The sequence below is a fragment of the Niastella caeni genome, assembly GCF_004834005.1.
Lineage (GTDB): Bacteria > Bacteroidota > Bacteroidia > Chitinophagales > Chitinophagaceae > Niastella > Niastella caeni.
The window spans coordinates 1,011,606-1,028,897 of the sequence record NZ_STFF01000002.1 but is presented as its reverse complement, the minus strand read 5'-3'; the positions used below and the strand labels follow the sequence as shown (position 1 = coordinate 1,028,897).

The following is a 17,292-nucleotide window of genomic DNA, read 5'->3' as shown; positions in this document are numbered from 1 at the left end:
GCCGTACGCACTGGCTTTATTTCGGAGATGACGCTCGTACTCATATACAGCTATTCCCTAATCCAGCGTCTGATCAGATAACGATCCAGTTGTCCCGTTCTCTCAGCCGAAAGGCGACGGTGAAGCTAGTTAGTTACCAGGGACAGGTTTTACATGCTTATGAATTGAATAATATCGGTCAGTCGTATAAACTGAATCTGCCCACGCTGGCCAAAGGGGTATACCTGGTACTCATAGAGGGAGAGGAGATGCGTGAGCATGTTAAGCTCATGATACAATAATATTTCGAACGAAAAAACGCCTTCAAATTCAACAATTTGAAGGCGTTTCAGTTAATGGCAGCCAAACGATCACCTGTGAACCAACGCTAAATCATCCGTATTCAATAATGGCAACATGGGAACCCCGCCTACCGCTCTATACAATAGAGCAGACAACCTGTAAAGAGAGCTAATGGTAACCGTAGCACATATCGCAATTATCCCCATTCACTGTAACCTGGGAAGCAACCATTAATGGTAACTGAGTAAAATACAAACCTGACTGTCTTTTATCAGCGCCAATAAGAAATAACACTTATATTTAAATTATAATTAATAAATAAACTTTCCTTTCCATGATCCCCTTCATGAAATTTTTAAGCGCCACCAATTGCCCGCTTTATCGTTTTTCTTCCAGCGGTTGCCTGTCATTAACCTGCCTGATTGCATTCACCGGCGGGCTTAAAGCCCAACCATTTTTGGGAACAAATTCTTTTGCAACAGCCAGCACGGTTACCCTGGCAGCAACTGGAGCCTGTACCTCCGACCGTACTGTTACTTATCTCGGTTTTCAGTTTACCCTTCGCTCGGGCGTCAATTGCGCCATGAACAATGCTACAGGCAGCGGTAGCGACGGGCATATTAATTTTATTACAACCCCGCTAACAACGGGTATCTGGCAGGAAGCACGCATTGGTTCATCAGACGGAAGTGAGTTCCGCTTGAACAATTTCCAGTTTGCCGTATTGACAACTCCCTTTGTAGGCAAAACCATAACAGTTACCGGGTATAGAAACGGCTCAATGGTGTCGGGCGCTACCGCGGTATCTTCGGCTATAACCGCAACCGGGTTAACCAATACGGTGACTGTAGACGTTAGCGCCAATGCAGCTTTTTCCAATGTTGATGAAATTCGCCTGGTGCCATCCGGAAGCGATGCACAGGGCACGCTTTCCATTTTGTTGATGACGCTTGCAGCGCCGTCTACTTTACCCCTGCATTTTGTAAAGGTACAGGCAGCGGCTACCTCAACCGGTGTAGCTGTTCAGTTCTTTACAGCAGAAGAAAGCAATGTTAAGGAGTACGAAATACAGGTAAGCGCCAACGGCAGCGATTATACAACACAGGCCATTGTTCCGGCGAAGAACGGTGCGAATAACAGTTATCGCGCTGTTATCAACAGCCTGCCGGGTAAAAATTATATCCGCATTCAATCGACCGATATTGATGGTTCAAAGAATTATTCTTTTGTTATGCTGGTGGGTTCAAAGCAGAACCTGGAGATGGAAGTTTTTCCCAACCCCACAAAAAGGACCGTATTTATTACCGGGGCCTATAATCTGCCGTTTGTATTGTTCGATTTACAGGGCCGGATCATCCGAAGCGGCCGGGTTACAGATGGATCGCTGGATGTGGCAGATCTGCATGCCGGTATGTATTTGCTTCAGATAAACGGAAAAAGCTTTAAACTACAGAAAGAATAACCTGTTGTTCAGGGTTCGCCATGGGCAATAGCTCCATAAAAGAGGCACCCCAGGTATGCCTGAAAATCAAAAAGCCTGCGAACTGAACGATTTCGCAGGCTTTTTAGTTGAATATTGTGCAGCTATTGTTCCGATGTTAGCAGGGTGCAACCCCGCCTATTTTTTTAGTTTGCTTTTAAAAAACTCAATTCGCTTTTTATATTCTTCTTCACTTTGTTGCTTCGTCTTTAAATCCCACTCGGTTCTTTTTTGGTCTAATGAAATAGCAAGAGTAGCACAGTCAATCGCTTCTTTATATTTCATTTGTTTCTCCAGGATGTCAATTTTTTGCCGGTAGTACCAGGATTCATTTTTCATTTTAATTGCTTTATCAATGAGCATTAGAGCCCTGTCCAAATCCCTGTTCAGGAAAAAATAATACTCTGCTGCCGTAGAATACTCGTCAGGATCCGTTGACTTGTCTGTGAATAAATTTTGTTGTATAAAGTCATTCACAACTTTATCAGTTTCTGTTTCTACCTGAAATGAAATTTGGGTCTTCTCCCATGCTATGTAAACAACAGCATTGTTAGGTACCACGTCAATGTCTATTGTCAATGACTCGTAAAACCGGTTTGTTGACTGCGGCTTTGCTTTGAAACGAAGTAAATCTTTTCTTTCGTCATAAGAGGCTATTCCATATAGCGATGTGTCACTATTCAGGATTACAGTCCATTCCTTCGCATTTGGGATCGTAAAGAGCGAGTAAGTGCCTTGGTTTATTTTTATATTGTTAATAATAACAGGCTTGCTGAATGTGATCTTTGTACAATTCCCTGCCCCGGTCCTCCATAATTTTTCATATTTAACCAATTCACCAAATACTTTACGCCCCCGGGCTGCGGGGCGCTCATAGTCAACGGTGATGTTTGTGAGTCCTATCGTTTGTTCGATCCTTCCCTTCGGGCTTAAACCAGGAAAGATTGACTGAGAAAAGGAACTGGTTGACGTTACTAAAAGAACGAATGTTAAAAGTGTCTTCATTTTGTTTTTTGAACAGCTAACTTTCAATTGCACCACACCTGCTATACTTGCATTTCTACTAATATTTACTGCAAGCAGGAAACAATATTACAATTTATTCCTCATGATACTTACGTGCTTCCTTTTCGGAACAAGTCAAATACCTGGTGGGTTCTTTTGTGTAGGGTTCAGATATTACAATTTTACTGCTTAAAGACAAAGTGGTATTGTCAAATATTTTTAACTGGTCGAACCAGTTCTTTATTTCACTATACTTTTTTACTTCACCGGAGAATGATTTGCTGTCATCATCGGGTCTTATAAAGAGCAGTTTATCCGCCTCATAGTCTTTAGACATCAACTCATAAAAGGAAGTCACCATGGCGCCATAGTTCAGCATATGTTTACCCCATTTGTCAAAATAATTTTCTATTGAAAAAGAATCTTGTTCAAAAAAGTAACCTTTATAAAGGTGGCGGTCCTTATAAAGCAGTTGACCCATCGTAGTCGAACCGTAAAATATACTTTGTTTGTTGTTGTTAAAGTTGGGTAATTGATCGGTAAAAGGAATAATGTCAATTTCAATGTACTGCACAAAGAATCTTTTAATTCATTGATGACTGGAACATCAGGCCGCACTAAATGAAAATGTGAAAGCCAACAGCGTTCATATTTCCCTGAATTTCGATGGTGCCGACCAACTTGACAAACAAAAGCTCACAGCCATTGCCGATACTTACATGCAACAATGCCCAGGGAGTGCTGTATGGCATCACCTATATTGACCACCGCAATCAGTGTGATTTTAATGGTAGTGATATTGGAAAAGAATATAGTGCAAAGGCCATACAGGAACGCTGTTTACGACAGGTTGAACAACCTGAGCAAACTTTAAAACCGAAGCAAATTTTACAACAGAAATCCCAATACCAAACTATTAAGGAAAAACCGAAAGTCCTTAATAAAAATACAACTCCAAAAAGTAGCATCCTGGATGATGATTTTAAACACCAGGCTATTGAAAAAGCGGCCGACCTGTTGACTACTTTAAACCAACAAGAACAAACCGATAATCATACGCTGCCAGAATGGATAAAACGTCAAAAAAAGAAAAAACACCGGCATCGCTTGTAGATTTTAAAGTCCCGGATTGAAACATCCGGGACTAAACTTAACGGGTTAGTCTCTTAACCGACCCACCCTGCATATGTACACATTACTCCCTCGCTACATTTAAAGCGTTTTATAAATTTTTTCCAATAAAAAAACGAGAAAAACACCTTTTTATAAAATGGATTTTATATGTAGTCTAGTGTTTTATTAATGATATAAATTTCCTTTTATTAAACATTACTCAACTCATTGTTATGGAATGGAAATTCAGAAAAGATTTTCAAGTCATGCCAGGTATCTATTTAAAATACGGCAAAGGAGGAATTCATACCGAAATCAAACCCCTTGCTACTGACATAGAATTTGAAACCGAAAAACTGAAGCACAGTATTCTTAAACCTTACGAAGCACAACATGAAATCAAAAGTGCATCCATTGACAAATTAACATCCAAAGAACTGCAGGATTTTAAAGCATTGTTATTAGCCTCAGATAAGGCTTCAAATGAAACCAGTTTAATTTTAACCACAAAAACTACACTCCTAAATAATCATACACAAAAGCTAACCAACCTAAAAAAAAGCTTTTTTAAGTTTCTATTCAAAAAGAAGATTAATCTAATGGAACAAGATTTACCATTATTAAACGAAGAAGTCGAAGAACTAAAAGAGCAATTACGATATTCTTCTGTACAATTAGAGATAGATAGCGAAGATACATTCGCTGATCTTTATAAAAATGTAAAGAAGGCATTCAGCCTGCTAAACAGTTCTCAAAAAAAATGGGATTTTACAAGTTCGCGACAAACCAATCGTATCGCAGAAAGAACTTCCGCTGCAAACACAATAACCAGGTCTGAGATTAAAATTTCGGAAAGGCACCTACCAATAATACGAACAGAGGTACCTGCCCTATGCTTTCATAATATAAACGGAGGCGATCTGTTTCTATACCCAGGATTCTTGATAGTATATGAATCAAATGCTGATTTTGCAATAATAAGTTACACAGATCTCAAAATTGATTTCAATCAGGTTCGCTTTATAGAAACAGATCCGATACCGGCTGACACCAAAGTAGTGGACAAAACATGGTTTAAAGTCAACAAAGATGGGTCTCCGGACAAACGATTTTCCAATAACTACCAAATTCCAATAGTAGTGTATGGAGAAATACACTTAAAATCATCATCCGGCTTAAATGAAGTCTACTGCTTTAGTAACACAGAACTAACAAACCTATTCTATATCGCCCTAACTGAATATATTGATGCAATCCAGAAATCACAAGCATTAATCAATGAATTTAAATGAATTGCAGTTTCCAAATTCTTTACCATGGAATTAAACGAACCTTCGTTATGGTTTTTCCTTTCGAGGGCTAAGTAGTCTATCTTGTCACGCATAATGGTATTGTTATATAAGATTCAGGCAACCCTACTTTCTTCAGAAACTCTGTCGCCATTTTTCTTTTTTTAACAAAGTAGGGATCATTGGCATAATCGCTAACCGACGTATTACTGGCTACCTTGGATTTAGCCTTTATCTTTTGTTTATTTATTTTACCCATCATTAATCCTGATTAAATTAATTTTCTTAGTTGATCACTATCTGGCAACACCTGCTGTATTTCTGCTGGCGGTTCACTTGAGTTCATAAATGTGGCAACTCCCATCGGCGTATTCATGTTTCTGATAGAGTATTGTACAATTGAATTCTGTTTTTCTTTGCAAAGAATGATGCCAATACTTGGAAGTTCATCTGGAAGTTTTATTTTGTCATCCAGCACATTCAGGTAAAAATGTAATTGACCTGTGTACTCTGGCTTGAAACGGTCTTTTTTAATTTCAAAAGCTACCAGCCGTCGAAGAATACGATTGTAGAAAAGTAAGTCAATTGAAAATTCATGACCGTCAACATCGAGACGAAACTGATTACCAATAAAAGTAAAGCCTTTTCCCATCTTCAGAATAAACTCGGTTATATTGGAAACGATGCGATGCTCAATTTCGCCCTCGTTATGATCGTCGTCTAATTGAAGATAGTCCAACAGGTACTTATCTTTAAATAGCTCCGCAGCGGTAGTACTGTCAATGGCGTCAATTGTTGCATCAAAATTATGGTTCAGCTTTCCGATTTGCAGAAACAAGTTCTCTTTTATATGATGTTCGAGTACAGAAACTGACCAATACTCTTCCGCAGCCCTTTGTATATAAAACATTCGCTCTTCCTGCGCTTTACATTTATTAAGCAGAATTAAGTGGTGTGTAAAAGTAATAGAGAAAAAATTTGATAAAAGAGAATCCTCCATTTGTATGGTCGCAGTATTCCAACTGTCAGCCTTAACACCTTGTAATTGGACCGTCAGCAACGGCCCAATTATATCACTTTGTTTATCAGCACTTTGCAATTGGACCGTCAGCAACGGTCCAATTGGATGGCTTTCATATGCCGTATAGAATTGTCGCATTTTTTTGAGGCTACTAGCAGAAAACCCTCGTAAGTCGGGCATTTGCTCTTTTAAATCACTTGCTATTTGTTCTAACACTTTATCACCCCAATTTTGCTCAGTGATTTTATCATAAAGTAGTTTACCGACATTAAAATATAACATCAGTTGCTCACGGTTAACTAGCCGAGCGGCAATGTAACGACTGTGCGAAATTCGAACTTTAAGATCTTGTAATAACTGCGTATAATGTTGATTAGTTTCCATATTATTGATTATTGGTATTATTAATTAAAACAACTTAACTACCCTTCTGTACTAACCGAAATCTATCCAATTTTATCCACAGCTCCCAGTAAACGAAGCATTCAATTTTGTAGGATAATTTAATAGAGCACTATAGCGCAGCTAGTATACTAACACTAAATAAACTTACTTTTCAACCCCTTCATATCCTCCCCTATCTTCTTATCCAGGATCTTCGCATAATGCGGTGTAGTTCTTAGGTTCCGGTGGCCCAGCATCTTTGATACCGTTTCAATGGAACTGGACGAATTTGTTTCCATTAAAACATATACAGATCTGAATGCATATTTGAAAGATAAATTTATTAAAGACAAGAATAATTATTTCTTCTTAGACGAAGTGCAGGATTTCGCTCAGACAGCTGACGAATAAAACCGAGCAACAGAATATAACATCAATTACATTAACTTTATTCATCTGTGATTCGGGCTGAACGATCATGGAATACCGCCACAGTACCAAGCCCTGGCCGTTGTGCGAAATTTTCGATAAACCGTAATATGCAAAAGCAATGACCCTCGATGAAATATTAAAGAAGTATAAGGCAATTGAGATAGCGCCATTCGACCCTTTCAGCAATGCCAAGTTATTTGACAATATCCTTCATGGAACAAAAAGGTATAAAAGGCAGCTTATAATAATACTTGAAACAAAAATCAGTAAGCAAGACACACAAGACCTGGAGTTTTATTTAGCTATTGCACATCGGGATGGAATGGACGAAACCTACAAACCGATTTTAAAGCAACTTGTTCTTGCCAAATGGCATGACTATCATGAAGACGTGGTGGATTATATCCGTGAACTCAAGGACGATGATTTTACGGATGATTTGTTCACTGTTGCTGTCACGCCAGAACCTTATAGGCAGTACGACGATGAATTAGAAGCCACACTGAGGAAGTGCGTACATGCGCTAAAGGCAATCAACTCAAAAAAAGCAAACGAACGGTTGGAACAACTGAGTGCTTTAGGTAACAAGAACGTCCAATATGCTTTGGAAATGTACCATTGAAAATTCATACAATAGGGAGTTTGGCGCAAGCAGGACAATAGAACGAAGTATCACCAACTGGCTCAATACTCGGCAGCAATGCGAACCTTTCCCAACGCTGTTGCGCAAAAGAACCGTTTTTTTATACCGCGGGTATGCCAGCCTAACCAATACTTCGAACCCATTAATTATTTGATAGTCAAAGTTTTAATTCAAGAAGGGGCTAATCAAATAAAAATCATTCGAACACAAAAAAACCTTCAAATCCAAAGACTTGAAGGTTTTTCCAATTTTCAGCGGAGAGAGAGGGATTCTCGGTCATACCTTTTTATCTTATTAACTTGCTCATTTGCAACGCCTTCCAAATTTTAATTTTGTTATTCTTATGTGTTTTGTGCCGGATTTAGTGCCGGGTTTATGAATTCGCTGAAAGCCTTATTGGACAAGGGCTTCGCGAGTTTCTTATATTCATTTTTAATAGTTTTTTTGTTGGTTAATTTGAAAATTTAAAGCCTTTTATTAAGAAGTAACGTATACAGTTCTTCTTTACGCTGCTTCTTTGTTTGTGTCTTACTGCCATCTTTATTCGTAGGGTTTACACGTATTAAAAACGGGTTGTAGTCTACTTCCCTTTTGGGGTCTGTAATGGGATTCCAGCCGTTCTGTAAATCGAACTCAATTTCTTTGCGAAGTTCTGCAATAGCGGTGAGCCTGGCGCTCAACTCCATTATTCGGTTAATGCCTTCCCGGCGTTTATACCTATGTATTTTTCCTTCATTTTTGAAACGAAAGAACACATACCAATCTTTTGATAGGTCATTATTATGCCGGCAAATGACTGGTGTTGTATAACGCTTCTTCTTAAAAGAAGGCATATTTTCTTCTTATTTGCAAATATAGGCATTTGGATACATATATGTATCCATAAAATTTTATCAGTAAACGATTTTTGGCCGGTGAAAAATCCGGCATCAATAAAAGCGTTCGCAACACATCTAAGAGTACTTAGGGAAAAAGCCGGTATGTCCCAACAGGAGTTGGCTGATACAGCCGAAGTATCAAAGATTACAATTCAGCGGATTGAAAATGCAAAGTACAGCGTAACATTGGATACGCTAATTTCTATTGCAGAAGCACTAAACGTACCATTAAAAAAATTGGTTGATTATTGAGCAACTATTTACCTTTTAATTACTAATGCCTAACAATTACGGTGTAAAGTTTATTATTTGCCTAGAAATGCTTTTTGTTACCTCCCATAAAATCACGGCATCTTTAGGTTGCATTATTATGCCATGTGATTTTTCCTTAAAAGGATGAATATAATTTCTATAGTCACGCAAAACCTCACCTATATCTTTTTCAGTTTGGGAAATCCAACCAAGTTCATGAGCTACATCAATATAATTGCGTAAAACCCATTCCTTAAATTGTAAAGCGGTTCCGGTTTTGTCTTTCGGGCAACTACTTGCAGTAAAAACTTGCCTTTTATCTGAAAATTGTAAAAACCTTGTTAGAAGCAAGGATTCGAGCAACCCTCCCATCATTACCGTTGCAGATAATGGTGCTTTACTGTTCACACAAATTATACATTCACTCCACCTTCTTTCAAGTATGGTGACCATATCACTATCTCGAACAAGCGCCATAAAATCCGGAGCCTTATCATTACTGGCATTTTTTGTATCCGCCAGTTTAGTTATCGTTTCCGATCGTACTGAGGAAAGATAAGTTTTTAAATCTTTTAAATTTGTATCAAATTTTTTTCTTGAGCCAGATTTATCGCTTAGTGCTAAAATTTTTCTATATATGTTATCAATTACACTTAAAGATTCTTCCCCTATTATATTTACAAGAGGCATTCTGTGATTATTAAACCAACTCAAAGATGTGGCCTTTATTATCGCTTTTTCATCAGCACTCTTTACCTGTACTGCTTTTACTTTTTTCAAGATCGTTCTAAGCCTATCAACCTCATTAATGCATGCCTCAATCGTAGATTGTGCGTCGTTCATGTATTATTTTACTTTTTCTTACCTGCTTTTTTTGAACTCTTTTTAGTTGCGGCCCTTTTACTATTTGACTTTCCATTGGCAGAGGGCATTGTCATAGCAACTAAATTTTCGCCCACAGAGTTTATTTTGTAGGTCCCATTTTCTGCCCCTTTATCAAGCAACCCACCGTTATAGGCATTAAAAAGAGTCATTTCAGGTTTTGTTAATCTTTCAAGTCCTGCTATTCTGCATGCGTTTTGCAAATCCTCTTTAACAATAAAATGCTTTCTTTCATTTTGAGGGGCTTCAAACATATAATAATAAGCAACCGCTGCTGCCAGTTGATTATTACTTTTAGGAGATTTTTCAGACAAAAAGGTTTTTAAATCTTTTGTTAGTGATTGCCCTTGTTGAATAGCGTGTGCACCTGGTGTTACAGCAGGCTGTACAATAACTTCTTTCTGCGGTGCTGTTTGCACAACTGTTTGCTGAATAATCCCGAGCTTTTCACAAGCCCATCGAATTATTCTTTCTCTTTCCTTAGCCTCAAAAGGCTCAAGCGCTTCAATAATAGCTTTTGTTGCTTCTAAATCGTCATGCTTTTTTGTTGTTGCAGCTGTTGTAGTTGTTGACATTTTGCAGTTTTTGTTTTGGTTATAGCTGAATATTAAAATCTTAAATTTTTACAATTTTCAGAGGGGCGTTAGTAAATTTTACAATCTTAGACTTCCAAACCTAATTCTCTAAAACCATCCGCAGTTACAAAAAATTCCTTTCCCCCATCCTTTTCACAATGCCCTTTTTTAACATTTTGATTGAGGCAGTCACTTGGATTACCTAACCTGGATTGATTAGCATTTTTTAACGCTTCTACTACATCAGATGTACTTAACCGATTTTTTCCATTAAGCTGTAAAAATGCGGCGGTAGCTAAATATTTTTTTACCTGGTGTACCGTTGCATTATTTTCCTTTAAAAAAGTAGCTAAAGTGGATGACCTACTTCCGTTGCTTATTACGTTACCATTAGCCTCGTCGCCAATTCTTGAAATCCCGTTGAAAGTTTTAGGTTCAATTTTTATTAATTCAGGTACCTTTTCTAGAATTTTATCAAGTTGAGAAGTTAACCATATTTGATCACCCTCCCCTGAAAACTCTACATTACCTACTTTGATTTGAATTTTTGAATCATTCATAATATCCGTTTATATTTGATTGAAAAATAGAAACTTCTCGCTCCAAGCCTACGTGCTAAGAGCTTTTCGGTAAAGGCTTCATCCCAATAAAACTTTCTAATTTAATTATTCAGTTCAATAGATTTTATCCCCCACGTATATATAGAAACAACGAAAGCACTCATTTTTACTACTCTTTGATTAAATTTTTTTATTATTTTTTTTATTTTTTATAGGTTATGAACAACACATAGAGGGCAAAATGATAATAATTTAAAATAATTTAAATATGAAGTCTACTAGCTGTAGTAGATTACTGTTGTAGTTCTTTAACTGAATATGTATCTGTTAATCAAGACCAACCGATTTAGGCTATTGGTTGTATCTCTTCAGTTATTTTTTGTTGATTCCGTATTAGTTCCGTTTCGGTTCCGTCCCGGGTTGAATTCGACTCTCTCCGCTTACTTGTGGGTGGGAATAATAAAAAAAAGCGCTGAAATTCAGCGCTTTACGTATTAAGTTTTTATCGGCGGAGAGAGAGGGATTCGAACCCCCGGACCTGTGACAGTCAACGGTTTTCAAGACCGCCGCATTCGACCGCTCTGCCATCTCTCCGGGGCAAAAATAGGGGTAGGAATTAAACTGACAAAAAAACTATCGAAATAAATATTTTTATCTAACCATTTTTCTTTCAACAATTTGTATTAATATCCGCGCGTGTTTTTTGCACTAATTGAAGTATTTTCGCTTAACCCTTAACCAACTTTAACACCCAAACCCGTGGCAAAAAACCTTATCGATCATCAGAATGCTCTTTTGAAACCAATTACCCCCCTCCTCCACCTGATCCTGGGCACAGCCCTGATCCTATTTTCTGCATGCAAATCAACCAAAGTCGCCCAGGCGCAAAATGGCAACCAATCCAAGGCCATAAGCAGTTGCGACCAAACAATTAAATATTACTCAGAAAAAATAAGAATGGTCAATAGTGGACAGGAAAAAAGTTTCAATACAGAAATCACTATTAATCCTTCGGACAAGCTGATCAATATATCGAGCGAACCTCCGGAGCAGGAAAAAGTAAGCTTTAATGTCGTTATTGAAGGCATTGATTGCCATTTAAACTCCGATCTGACTGCAGGCCAGGTGACCTATAATGGATATATAAATCAACAGGACGGCAGCACAACACAAATAACGCTTATGGTGGAAGCCAAAGATGGAAGTTTGACTATTACAGATCCGAACTCTAAAGATGATGGCAATTTTTTAATGATCGTTTCGAAATGGGAAATCATAAAGGAATGAGCCAGCCCTGGCACCTGACCTTCGGCTTCATGAACGGGTCTCAATCAAATGTCGTCAGTCTATTGCGTTATCCGACGCCAGCATTTGAAACTGGTTCATTGAAATTAAACCGTCCCCCTACTCCTCCTTCAACCACGCCACTTTTTGCACAGCGGTATGCGGCGCCGATATGATTGCTCCGTACAACTCCGGGCGCCTGGCATTTTTATAACGATAACCGCCTGATTGCTGCAATTTTCGGGGCGTAAGCGTAGCTATGGCAATGTCATTTCCCAACTGCCGGCATTCTGCAATTATATCCCCAAAAGGATCGAGGATCATAGAACAGCCATTCTTCAGTTGATCATCATCCATACCGATAGGATTAGAAAAAACGACATAAACGCCATTATCGTACGCTCGTGCGGGCAACCATTTCATTAACCAGCCCCTACCTTTTAACCCGTCAAATTCTGCCCGCAACGTAGTTGGATCTTCTTCGCGCTTAACCCACAACGCAGGATCTACAAAGCCGGCACCTGGCCTGGGACTTGGCGTGCACATCGTTACATGCGGCATAAAAATAATATCGGCGCCCAATAAAGTTGTAGCTCGTACATTTTCAATGATGTTGTTATCGTAACAGATCAATATACCACACTTCCAACCCAACAGATCGAATACCACGTAGGAATCACCGGGTGTAAGATGCGGATTGATGAACGGATGCAATTTGCGGTACTTGGCAACCAATCCCGATCTATCAACGCATACATACGCCTTGTACAGCGTTCCATCGGTGGTCTTTTCAAATAGGCCGGCTAAAATAACGATGTCAATTTCTTTAGCGATTGTAATCAATTCCTGGATGCTCTCCCCTTCCGGGATCACTTCTGCAATGGCTGCCAGTTGAGCTTTATCTAAATGCCGGGCAAAGGAATAGCCGGTAAGGGAACATTCATGAAAAGCGATCACCTGTGCACCCTGCAATTTTGCCTGGAGCGCAAGGGCGCGGATAACGCCGAGGTTATATGCTTTATCATTATTACGATTTTCAAACTGTGCCGTTGCAATTTTTATCGGTTGCATAGTAATGTAAAATTATATGCTGTTCTGTGGGGCAGATTGTATAAATCCGACATAATTATAATTCCAGAAAATTTAATGCCAACGGACGCGCCTGGGCCTGGTATTGCTGGGGAGTAATGCCGGTATATTTTTTAAATTCCTTGATAAAATGCGCCTGGTCGAAGTAACCGCTTTCATAGGCAACACCGGTTAGTGGTTGCTTTCCCTTCATTCGTTGCATTCTTTTGGCGCTGCTGTTTAACCGAACAATATCGGTGAAACGTTTGGGTGAAATGCCAATGTGTAGTTTGAATTTTCTTTCGAGCGTTCGTTCATTCACCCATAAGCTTTGGTGCAACGATTCAACCGACACCATTCCTTCCTGCTTAATTATATGTTGTACCGCCTGAACGATCACCGGATCTGGTGGCGTTCGTTGATCAACCTGCTGTAGCAGGAAATTATCTAACAACCGAATCCGTTCATTCAATTGTTTTGCGTTCAACAATGCATTTGCTATTGAATCTATGCGAGTGCCTACTATTTCCACCGCAGGAAAGAAACAATTATACCATTCCATAGCCGGAACACCCCATAATTGGTGGGCGCCATAAGGCTGTAATACAACAACGATCCAATTGATGCTACCCGCGACGGAAAGGTTGTGAAAGGTTTTTACCTGTCCATATAACCAACAGGAATATATAGCCGGACTATTGCCTGCAGCACATAAAGCCGCATTATCTAAATTAAAAACCAATCCGGTATTACCATCTGCAAACAACCGGTGCATGCTGTTAACAGGTTGCAATTCATCCAGGATCAGGTAATGCCTGACAAGGTGAGCTAACGCCGGATGTGGCAGGATCTGCATAAAAATAAATGGTATTGGAAAGGTAGCACAATGGCCTCAAAATACCGTCTATTCACGTTTTTTATTAAATATTATTCATATACCGGCCGTGACGCAATTCAAACTACTTTACCAGTTACGTTTTTGAATTTTTAAACCTGCCGCCCAATCTAGCGCTGTTGCCTACCTCGCATGTGCGCCGGTGTTGTTTCGGGAAGCGCGCTGTACGCCTTTTTCAATCCGCCTAAACTGATCCGGATTTCATCCAATACAACACCCGGGTCTACACAATATATTCTTAAGGTATGCCGGCCTTTATTGAGCATAGGCATCTGTATTTCGCGTTCCGCCCTGTTGCTTAACACATTTCGTTTCCATTCTTCACTTCTGCCCACCGTTTTAAAATCAACGACCGTAACCGGACCATCATCTATTGAAACTGCATACCGCATGCTGAATTTGTTATTAAGCGGATGCGTAGGCAAGGTATAAACATTAACTGTGGGCGTGGCCGCAGTTACTGTATAAAAGCTGTATTCAACATAAGAGTTGTTCTTTTTAATGGTCTCCGGGTCCGTTGATACTTCTTCACCTTTTGTATTGACCGGTAATGCCTGCACCATTTTTCCACTATACCCGATACCAGGTATTATGCTCCAATGATAAGTCGATTTACTTTTTTCACTGGTGTAATTGGCCGCCAACATAGATACGAATCCATTATTTTCAACAAATTCATTGACATTAAAGCCCGGATCTTTTTCATTGCGGCACTGCACGTCTACTTTTATTTGTTTACCGCCTCCTTTAAATAAAATGCCGCCTGAAAATTGATTGCCTTTAGGCGCTTTTTCCCAATCAATGTTAACCCAGATGCGTACCTGGTTCTTCCCCCACCCTGGCGCAAGCGTTCCGTTGTTTTTTGAAAGCTGGACCCATTTATGAGATGCAGTAGCTGCCCAGGCAACTGTTTTTGGATCGTTTAGAAAAACATCTATAAAATACCGCTGCTGATTTAAATTATCAAAAGCAGGCAACTTCATTACATTAGCCGCATCTGTCAGGGAAGAGTCTTTTGTAACAAAACCTTCCGGCGCAATGCTCCAGCCCGCTGATCCATCAATAGTGATCTCCGGCAATACCGGCACCAGGTAAACGGGCAGGTTCCGCGGCTTCATCGACATCATGCCATTCCATTTGCCTCCTGCCAACCGGGTATTATAATATTCGGTTTCCCGGATAATACTATCGTATACCGCTTTTGATAAGGCGGCATAATCAGTTGCACTTAACCTGTTTTGTTTTGTATAGAAGATGGCTTTATCGCGATATAAAAATTTTTTATTTATCAGCGATGCACCCACTACGGGGTAATATACCAGTTGGTAAAATGCATCAGCCTGGTCTCCCTGCATTTTCGCCCGCAGCCCCTTTACCTGCTTTTCCAATGCTTCGTATCGATCTATTCGTCGCTGCGCTTCATCGCCATAATAGAAGTGATTGTATTGGGTGTTGGTTGTTTGCGTAGTTGGTTCAGTTCGGCTCCAACCCATAAACTCGGGCTTTCTTTCAAATGCCAGTTGATAATATTGCCAAAGCACATCGCTTATATTTTGCGCCTGGTCTTTTCCGAATATGCTACTCACCCAATTTTCCAGATGCCTTCTTACATGCCGGCTATCCTCGAAGTGTTCCGGATCGTACGCCATATGCAGGAACATGTCTATATTGTATTCGAGCGGTTTTATATCGCCCACGTTCAGCACCCATAATTTGTTGGCGCCTGTTTTCCAGGCTTTCAACATCTCTTCGCGAATAAGCGATGGATGGGTGGAACTTAACCAGAGATAATCATGCGGACGGCCCCAATAAGATGCATGATAGTAAACCCCTGCACCACCGGATCGCGATTGCTCTGCTTCATTGTTCAGGCGTTGGATGTAACCATAATTGTCATCGGGCCATACAAGCGTTATATCATCCGGGATCTTCAAACCGTTGTCATAAATATCAAGCACTTCCTTATATGCTGTAAATACCTGCGGAATTGTCGTCACTTCTTTCCCCCGGTACTTTGACAGCATTTCACGCTGCTCTTTTATAATTTGTTCCAACAAAGGCACAGCCTCTTTTGCATTTTTCACCCCTTCCATCCCACTGTCATGCACACCGCGCATACCCATTGTATAAATGGCATCTACTTTCGTCGACTCTTTTATCCTGCTCTCCCAATACTGATACACTTTTTCTTTATTGGTGATGTAGTTAAAGTGTCCCATCGTCTTTTCATCCCATTCGCCCACATTGTTGCGCAACATGGGTTCCGCATGTGATGAACCAATGACAATGGCATAGTCTTCCGCTACTTTTTTATTGCCTGGATTGTGAAAAAATGCTTTTGTACCGGGATGCATGGCCGGCCAAATAAGATTGGCTTTCAACCGCAGCAACAACTCAAACACCTTTGCATAAGTTTTCGGACCGATGTCACCGGTTTCCGGTTCAAATGTTTTTGCCGCCCAGGGTTGCAATCCCCAATCTTCATCATTGATAAAAATGCCGCGGAATTTTACAGCAGGTGGTGTTGAAATAAACTCCGGCTGTTGTATCGTTACTTCTTTTCGCTTTTGAACGGGTACATCGGCCCACCAATACCAGGGCGATACGCCCAGTTTTTCTGAAAATGTAAAAACGCCGTAAGCCGTACCGCGCACATCGCTACCGGCGATCACCAATGCTTTTGAAATATTGCCTTTCGGATTATCGATCACTTTCAACCCAAAGCATTCCCACTTCCCTTGCAGCGCTGGATGTAACGATGACTGTTGTCCAATAAATTGTTGAACAATACCTGATGCGATATTGCCGATCACAATTACATTGCCTCTTGCATTGGCAACAGCTGTAACAACCTGGGGTTGCTTGCCTGTTACCAGTTTAATGTCCCCGGCCAAACTATAAGCTGCAATGGAGTCAAGTGTTGGTCCTTCTTTGCTGTATATAATCGTTACTCCTTTTCCATTTTTTACCAGTGGAAAATCCTGCGCGGTTAAAATACAGGGAAACGAAAACAATAATGAAAGCGAAAAGCGAAACAGCAAACGCATATGGCAAATATTAATTTGAGGAGTTCTTTACAACCGCTGCAAAGAAACATTATTTAAACGAAATCAATTACGTTATCAAGGTAACGCGCAACTGTTTCATCGTAATTTCACAACCGGAATGTCCGGTACCCTAAAATTTGCGGACGTTTAACTTTTTACTTATATTTGTCCATCTTTTAGATGGACTTTTATAAAAACAAAC

At 39.8% G+C, this 17,292-nt stretch carries 19 protein-coding genes and 1 tRNA gene; 8 read left to right on the top strand and 12 right to left on the bottom strand.

The features are described 5' to 3' along the window. Window positions 1–44: 44 nt before the first annotated feature. Both FAM09_RS11585 and FAM09_RS11580 read left to right on the top strand, forming a co-directional pair. Window positions 45–281 (top strand): T9SS type A sorting domain-containing protein, encoded by a 237-nt coding sequence (locus FAM09_RS11585; RefSeq protein WP_262711655.1) that lies wholly within the window; start codon window positions 45–47, stop codon window positions 279–281. A 335-nt stretch (window positions 282–616) separates the two neighbouring features. Beyond that, window positions 617–1,744, top strand: a complete 1,128-nt coding sequence (locus tag FAM09_RS11580; protein ID WP_136577245.1) for a T9SS type A sorting domain-containing protein — start codon at window positions 617–619, stop codon at window positions 1,742–1,744. A 156-nt stretch (window positions 1,745–1,900) separates the two neighbouring features. Here FAM09_RS11580 and FAM09_RS11575 read toward each other — a convergent pair whose 3' ends face one another. Further along, entirely contained in the window at window positions 1,901–2,767 is an 867-nt protein-coding gene (locus tag FAM09_RS11575; protein ID WP_136577244.1) for a DUF2911 domain-containing protein, read from the bottom strand. 94 nt (window positions 2,768–2,861) lie between these two features. Next, window positions 2,862–3,341: a hypothetical protein gene (locus tag FAM09_RS11570; protein ID WP_136577243.1), complete on the bottom strand. Its 480-nt coding sequence runs from the start codon at window positions 3,339–3,341 to the stop codon at window positions 2,862–2,864. A 55-nt stretch (window positions 3,342–3,396) separates the two neighbouring features. Between FAM09_RS11570 and FAM09_RS31550 the strand changes: the two genes are divergently transcribed. The 3 genes from FAM09_RS31550 to FAM09_RS11560 all read left to right on the top strand — a co-directional run bounded on the left by FAM09_RS31550 (window position 3,397) and on the right by FAM09_RS11560 (window position 5,172). Continuing rightward, on the top strand, window positions 3,397–3,531 hold the full coding sequence (locus FAM09_RS31550; protein WP_394347805.1) for a hypothetical protein: 135 nt from the start codon (window positions 3,397–3,399) through the stop codon (window positions 3,529–3,531). Further along, window positions 3,473–3,880 carry a hypothetical protein gene (locus FAM09_RS11565; RefSeq protein WP_136577242.1) on the top strand — a complete coding sequence of 136 codons (408 nt, stop codon included), beginning with the start codon at window positions 3,473–3,475 and terminating at the stop codon, window positions 3,878–3,880. Before FAM09_RS31550 ends, FAM09_RS11565 begins: the two co-directional genes overlap by 59 nt. A 233-nt stretch (window positions 3,881–4,113) precedes the next feature. Then, a complete protein-coding gene (locus tag FAM09_RS11560) occupies window positions 4,114–5,172 on the top strand; it encodes a hypothetical protein (protein WP_136577241.1) in 1,059 nt (352 codons plus the stop codon). Between the two features lie 268 nt (window positions 5,173–5,440). On the opposite strand, the gene FAM09_RS11550 is transcribed toward FAM09_RS11560, so the two are convergent. Both FAM09_RS11550 and FAM09_RS30675 read right to left on the bottom strand, forming a co-directional pair. Then, complete coding sequence (locus tag FAM09_RS11550; RefSeq protein WP_136577240.1) at window positions 5,441–6,574, bottom strand: PDDEXK nuclease domain-containing protein; 1,134 nt, start codon at window positions 6,572–6,574, stop codon at window positions 5,441–5,443. Between the two features lie 155 nt (window positions 6,575–6,729). Further along, window positions 6,730–6,873, bottom strand: coding sequence for a hypothetical protein (locus FAM09_RS30675; protein ID WP_153825449.1), 144 nt, complete (start codon window positions 6,871–6,873; stop codon window positions 6,730–6,732). Window positions 6,874–7,124: 251 nt separating this feature from the next. Between FAM09_RS30675 and FAM09_RS11545 the strand changes: the two genes are divergently transcribed. Then, entirely contained in the window at window positions 7,125–7,628 is a 504-nt protein-coding gene (locus FAM09_RS11545) for a hypothetical protein (protein WP_136577239.1), read from the top strand. A 485-nt stretch (window positions 7,629–8,113) separates the two neighbouring features. Here FAM09_RS11545 and FAM09_RS11540 read toward each other — a convergent pair whose 3' ends face one another. Then, window positions 8,114–8,482 carry a hypothetical protein gene (locus FAM09_RS11540; RefSeq protein ID WP_166437059.1) on the bottom strand — a complete coding sequence of 123 codons (369 nt, stop codon included), beginning with the start codon at window positions 8,480–8,482 and terminating at the stop codon, window positions 8,114–8,116. On the opposite strand from FAM09_RS11540, the gene FAM09_RS31545 reads away from it, so the two are divergent. Then, window positions 8,432–8,779: a helix-turn-helix domain-containing protein gene (locus FAM09_RS31545; RefSeq protein ID WP_136577237.1), complete on the top strand. Its 348-nt coding sequence runs from the start codon at window positions 8,432–8,434 to the stop codon at window positions 8,777–8,779. The genes FAM09_RS11540 and FAM09_RS31545 overlap by 51 nt on opposite strands. Window positions 8,780–8,815: 36 nt before the next feature. Here FAM09_RS31545 and FAM09_RS11530 read toward each other — a convergent pair whose 3' ends face one another. From FAM09_RS11530 to FAM09_RS11515, 4 genes are all read right to left on the bottom strand, one after another. Next, a complete protein-coding gene (locus tag FAM09_RS11530; protein ID WP_136577236.1) occupies window positions 8,816–9,622 on the bottom strand; it encodes a hypothetical protein in 807 nt (268 codons plus the stop codon). An 8-nt stretch (window positions 9,623–9,630) separates the two neighbouring features. Beyond that, complete coding sequence (locus FAM09_RS11525; protein ID WP_136577235.1) at window positions 9,631–10,236, bottom strand: hypothetical protein; 606 nt, start codon at window positions 10,234–10,236, stop codon at window positions 9,631–9,633. Window positions 10,237–10,322: 86 nt separating this feature from the next. Further along, window positions 10,323–10,796 carry a hypothetical protein gene (locus FAM09_RS11520; protein WP_136577234.1) on the bottom strand — a complete coding sequence of 158 codons (474 nt, stop codon included), beginning with the start codon at window positions 10,794–10,796 and terminating at the stop codon, window positions 10,323–10,325. Between the two features lie 509 nt (window positions 10,797–11,305). Continuing rightward, window positions 11,306–11,390, bottom strand: a tRNA-Ser gene (locus FAM09_RS11515). 165 nt (window positions 11,391–11,555) lie between these two features. Between FAM09_RS11515 and FAM09_RS11510 the strand changes: the two genes are divergently transcribed. Next, the gene (locus FAM09_RS11510) at window positions 11,556–12,083 is read left to right on the top strand and encodes a hypothetical protein (RefSeq protein WP_136577233.1); all 528 of its coding nucleotides are present in this window, start codon (window positions 11,556–11,558) and stop codon (window positions 12,081–12,083) included. Window positions 12,084–12,200: 117 nt separating this feature from the next. Here the strand turns inward: FAM09_RS11510 and FAM09_RS11505 are convergent, their stop codons facing one another. The 3 genes from FAM09_RS11505 to FAM09_RS11495 form a co-directional block, all read right to left on the bottom strand. Then, a complete protein-coding gene (locus FAM09_RS11505) occupies window positions 12,201–13,151 on the bottom strand; it encodes a nitrilase family protein (protein WP_136577232.1) in 951 nt (316 codons plus the stop codon). Between the two features lie 55 nt (window positions 13,152–13,206). Continuing rightward, window positions 13,207–14,004 carry a helix-turn-helix transcriptional regulator gene (locus tag FAM09_RS11500; protein WP_136577231.1) on the bottom strand — a complete coding sequence of 266 codons (798 nt, stop codon included), beginning with the start codon at window positions 14,002–14,004 and terminating at the stop codon, window positions 13,207–13,209. 149 nt (window positions 14,005–14,153) lie between these two features. Then, window positions 14,154–17,090 (bottom strand): glycosyl hydrolase 115 family protein, encoded by a 2,937-nt coding sequence (locus FAM09_RS11495; protein WP_136577230.1) that lies wholly within the window; start codon window positions 17,088–17,090, stop codon window positions 14,154–14,156. Window positions 17,091–17,292 lie beyond the last annotated feature (202 nt).